This is a genomic window from Neisseria sp. HMSC70E02, assembly GCF_001838645.1.
GTDB classification, from domain to species: domain Bacteria; phylum Pseudomonadota; class Gammaproteobacteria; order Burkholderiales; family Neisseriaceae; genus Neisseria; species Neisseria macacae.
Genome location: NZ_KV838127.1, coordinates 43945 through 48225 on the forward strand (window position 1 = coordinate 43945; position 4281 = coordinate 48225).

At 53.9% G+C, this 4281-nt stretch carries 3 protein-coding genes and 1 pseudogene; 1 reads left to right on the forward strand and 3 read right to left on the reverse strand.

Going from position 1 to position 4281, the window contains the following annotated elements; translation table 11 throughout:
* Positions 1-91: 91 nt before the first annotated feature.
* Complete coding sequence (locus tag HMPREF3277_RS15015; protein ID WP_168168264.1) at positions 92-277, forward strand: hypothetical protein; 186 nt, start codon at positions 92-94, stop codon at positions 275-277.
* 340 nt (positions 278-617) lie between these two features.
* Here the strand turns inward: HMPREF3277_RS15015 and HMPREF3277_RS12170 are convergent, their stop codons facing one another.
* The 3 genes and pseudogenes from HMPREF3277_RS12170 to HMPREF3277_RS12180 form a co-directional block, all read right to left on the reverse strand.
* Complete coding sequence (locus HMPREF3277_RS12170) at positions 618-2654, reverse strand: M3 family metallopeptidase (RefSeq protein ID WP_070871272.1); 2037 nt, start codon at positions 2652-2654, stop codon at positions 618-620.
* 244 nt (positions 2655-2898) lie between these two features.
* Entirely contained in the window at positions 2899-3765 is an 867-nt protein-coding gene (locus HMPREF3277_RS12175) for a hypothetical protein (protein WP_070871273.1), read from the reverse strand.
* 32 nt (positions 3766-3797) lie between these two features.
* Positions 3798-4281 (reverse strand): annotated as a pseudogene (locus HMPREF3277_RS12180) (mechanosensitive ion channel family protein); the annotation flags it as partial.

Consider the following 4281-nt stretch of genomic DNA (forward strand, 5'->3'; position numbering starts at 1 on the left):
CTTGTCCTGATTTAAATTTAATCCACTATATTTAATCTTTGGAGGTGTTTTTCTTTTTGTTTTTATAGATTATGTATTTTGAGAACATGAAATGCATCAAAATGACCACAAGGATGGCTTTGATACTGTCGGGAAGGAAATGGTCATCACCAAGGAAATATTTAGGATCAATAACATAGAAGCTCAAGACAAAATTTACGGCGGTAACGATGAAGCTGGATGCAAAGCAGCTGATACAGAATACTTTCCAGTGTCGTCTGCCAAACTTAGCCAGTAATCGTAAATTCCTTTTGTAATTTTCCCAAAACTTTTTCATATCGGCATCCTTGTGTTTGCTTTTTATAGTGGATTAACTTTAAATCAGGACAAGGCGCCGAAGCCGCAGACAGTACAGATAGTACGGCACCGATTCACTTGGTGCTTCAGCACCTTAGAGAATCGTTTTCTTTGAGCTAAGGCGAGGTAACGCCGTACTGGTTTAAAGTTAAGCCACTATATATTGACAGCGACGGGATGTATTAGTTGTTTTTGGAATGATTTTATAAGGTATAAATTTGCGGCAAAAGGTCGTCTGAAAACTTTTCAGACGACCTTTTTTCATCACATCAACCTTACCATCAAGCCGCGTTGTCGAAGCCGCTGTGGCGCAGCAGTGCGTCTATGCTCGGTTCGCGTCCGCGGAAGGCTTTGAAGGATTCCGCTGCGCTGCGGGAGCCGCCGACGGCGAGGATTTCTTGCCAGAAGCGTTTGCCTGTGGCGGCGACGTCGCCGCTTTCTTCAAAGGCGGCGTAGGCGTCGGCGCTGAGGACTTCGGCCCATGCGTAGCTGTAATAGCCTGCGGAGTAGCCGCCGGCGAAGATGTGGCCGAAGCTCAAGGCGAAGCGGTTGTATTCGGGCGGTTGGATGACGGCGACTTCTTTGCGCACGCTGTCTAAAACCCGCGGCCAGTTTTTCAGACGACCTTCGTCGTCTTCGCTGTAAATGGTCATGTCGAAAAGGGCGAATTCCATCTGGCGGACGAGGAACATGCCGCGTTGGAAGTTTTTGGCGGCAAGCATTTTGTCGAAGAGTTCTTTCGGCAGGGGCTCGCCGGTTTCTTCGTGGGCGGACATTTGTGCCAAGACGTCGTATTCCCAGACGAAGTTTTCCATAAACTGGCTGGGCAGCTCGACTGCGTCCCACTCGACGCCGTTGATGCCGGATACGCCCAGTTCGTCCACTTGGGTGAGCAGGTGGTGCAGGCCGTGGCCGGTTTCGTGGAAGAGGGTGAGGATTTCGTCATGGCTTAGGCGGGCCTCTTTGCCGCCAACGGGCGGGGTGAAGTTGCAGACGAGGTAGGCGGTAGGCAGTTGCAGCGTGCCGTCGGCGAAGCGGCGGCGGCCTTTGTAGTCGTTCATCCACGCGCCGCCGCGTTTGCCTTCGCGGGCGTAGAGGTCCATATAGACGCCGCCTATGGTTTTGCCGTTTTGCTCCAGCTCGAAGTAGCGCACGTCTTTGTGCCAGACGGGAACGGTTTTTTCGGCAAATCCGATACCGTAGAGTTTTTTGATTTGGGCGAACAGGCCTGCCAAAACTTTGCCGACGGGGAAGTATTTTTTGACTTCGGTTTCGCTGAATGCGTATTTGGCTTCGCGCAGTTTTTCGCTGGCGTAGCTCAAATCCCACGGCTGCGGGTCGGCGAGGTTCAGGCGTTCGCGGGCGAAGGTTTTGACTTCGGCGAGGTCTTTTTCGGCGTAGGGTTTGGCGCGGCGGGCGAGGTCGTGCAGGAAGGTGAGGACTTGTTCGGGCGTGTCCGCCATTTTGGTTGCCAAAGACAGCTCGGCGTAGTTTTTGAAGCCGAGCAATTTGGCGGTTTGCAGGGCGTTTTCGAGGGTGCGGTCGATGTTGGCGGTGTTGTCGAATTTGCCGTCGTCTGAAAGTTCGCTGGCGCGGGTAACGTAGGCGCGGTAGATTTGTTCGCGCAATTCTCGGTTGTCGGCGTATTGGATGACGGCGAGGTAGTGCGGAATCTGCAAACCGATTTTGTAGCCTGTTTTGCCTTCGCTTTGCGCGGCGGCGGCAAACATGGCGAGCGAGTCTTCGGGGATGCCGGCAAGCGGTGCGGCGTCGTCGAAGTAGAGGGCGAAGGCGTCGGTCGCGTCTAAGACGTTTTGCGAGAATTTGGCGGAGAGTTGCGCGCCTTCGGTTTGCAGTTTCGCCAGTTCTGCCTGCTGTTCGGGCGGCAATTCTGCGCCGCTGAGGACGAAATCGCGCAGGTCGTGGTTGAGCTTGGTTTGCTGTGCGGGGGAGAGAGTGGCGAATTCGGGGGAATTTTTGATGGTTTTGAAGCGGTTGTACAGCTCGATGTCTTGTCCGATTCCGGTGAAGAAGACGGTGATTTCGGGCATCAGTTCGTTATAGACGGCGCGCAGTTCGGGTGTGTCGACCACAGAGTTGAGGTGCGACACCACGCCCCAAATCCTGCCGACGCGTTCGGTGATGTCGGTCAGACGCTCGACGGTGTTTGCCCAGTCGGTGTGCGTTTGGGCTTTGACTTCGGCAATCTGCGCGCGCGCTTCGGCGATGGCGGTTTGCAGGGCGGGTTTGATGTCGGCGGTTTGGATTTGGTCGAAACGGGGTTCTTCGCCCAAATGGAGCAGTACGTTGTTGGTCATGGATGGGATTCCTTTGTGTGGGTGGCGGGTTCGGACGGAGGTCGTCTGAAAAATGGCTGCCGCCTGAGTCAATGGGAAAATGGGGATAATGTGTGTCTGGGGTTTAGGTTTGCCGTTCGGGCGAACCGATTGTGTTTTCAGACGACCTGTTTGGATTCGGGGTCGTCTGAAAACGACGGGGCAAACGATAGGGGAGATATAGTGCCATCACGTCAGGCTTAAAGCGTCTTTCCCTGTTTTTACGCTATTCTGCGCCGCGCGGGTTGGATTTGAGCGGGGCGGCGAGGTCGAGGCTCATCGGTGTGCCGGCGGGGGCGAACACGGCTTGTGCGATATTGGTTTGCAACGAATCGGCAAACGCGCCGCGGTAGATTTTCGCGCCTTGGTGGGTCAGGTTGGATTGGACATCGACATAAACTTCGCCGCCGATTTGCTGCCACAGGCGGCAGAACGTGTAGTCTTCGGAAAGGTAGCGTTTGCTTTCGGGATCGACCATGCAGTCGAAGAAGCGGTAGTGCAGCCCTTTGTCTTCGCGCTTGTAGTCGCTGTCGGAGATGTAGTTCAGCTCGGGGTAGGCGGCCATCATTTTTTCGAACACGCTGCGTTTGATGACCATGAATCCGGTCGGCGCGTCATCGACTTTCATAAAGCCTTCTTCATCGACGCGCAGGACGATTTCGCCGTTTTCGTTTTTATCGCCTGTGTTGACGGTGTAGGCGGTGTACATCCGCTCGAAATCCGCTTGGGTCGTGCCGGCAGGAACGCCTTCGTCAGGCCAGTTTTCCCGTTTCAGCGGATAAATGCCGGCGACGACGTCTTTATCCGCCAGCAGCAGGCGGTAGAACGCTTCGGCGGAAAAACCGATGTCGGAGTCTATCCAAAAGAGGTGCGTCCATTCTTGGTTTTCCAAAAAGGTCGCCACGCAATTATTGCGCGCGCGGGTAATCAGGCTCTCGCCACGCTGCATCATTACTTGCAGCGGCCAGCCGTTTTGTGCGCTGGTGTTGACGATGTTGAGCAGCGAAAGGACGTAATTGTGAAAATATTTCCCGTCGTGGCTGGGGGTCATGATGACGGGGTACATTTGCGTAAGGGCGGATTCGGGCAACATAGTATTTTCCTGATTATTAATAGATTATGGGGTTAAGCTTGAGGGTTTAGCAGGCGGTATTGTACGCGCAAAAACTCATCCAACACCGCCTGCTGGATTTCTAAACGCTTCGCCACGGGCGAGGCATAGCGCACGATGATAAGGTACACCTTGTCGTCATGCGGCACGCGGGTTACGCGCGGCTGGGCGGCAGGGGTAATGAACAGCTTCTCCGCCTGCACGTTTTCCAAATGCCGCTGGATGGCGGGTACATAAGGTTGGCACAAAGGCTCCAATACGGCTTTCAGACGACCTACAATCACATCCGAATCCAAATGAATCGGCACGGGAATTTCCACCGTATGAATCACATAATCGCCCAAGATATTGTCGCGGCGGACGGAGTGGTTCAAAAGCAGGCTGTTGGGAAACGACAGAGTCTTGCCCGAAAGCTGACCGACCAGCGGGTTCGGGCCGATCTGCATCATCAACGTGTTCAAAAGATTATAGTCAATTAAAATCAAAATAGGACAGTAA

Bases quoted from the DNA above. Each gene is read 5' to 3' on its own strand.
- HMPREF3277_RS12175 (WP_070871273.1), bottom strand. From the start codon at position 3,765: ATGTTGCCCGAATCCGCCCTTACGCAAATGTACCCCGTCATCATGACC.
- HMPREF3277_RS15015 (WP_168168264.1), top strand. From the start codon at position 92: ATGCATCAAAATGACCACAAGGATGGCTTTGATACTGTCGGGAAGGAA.
- HMPREF3277_RS12170 (WP_070871272.1), bottom strand. From the start codon at position 2,654: ATGACCAACAACGTACTGCTCCATTTGGGCGAAGAACCCCGTTTCGAC.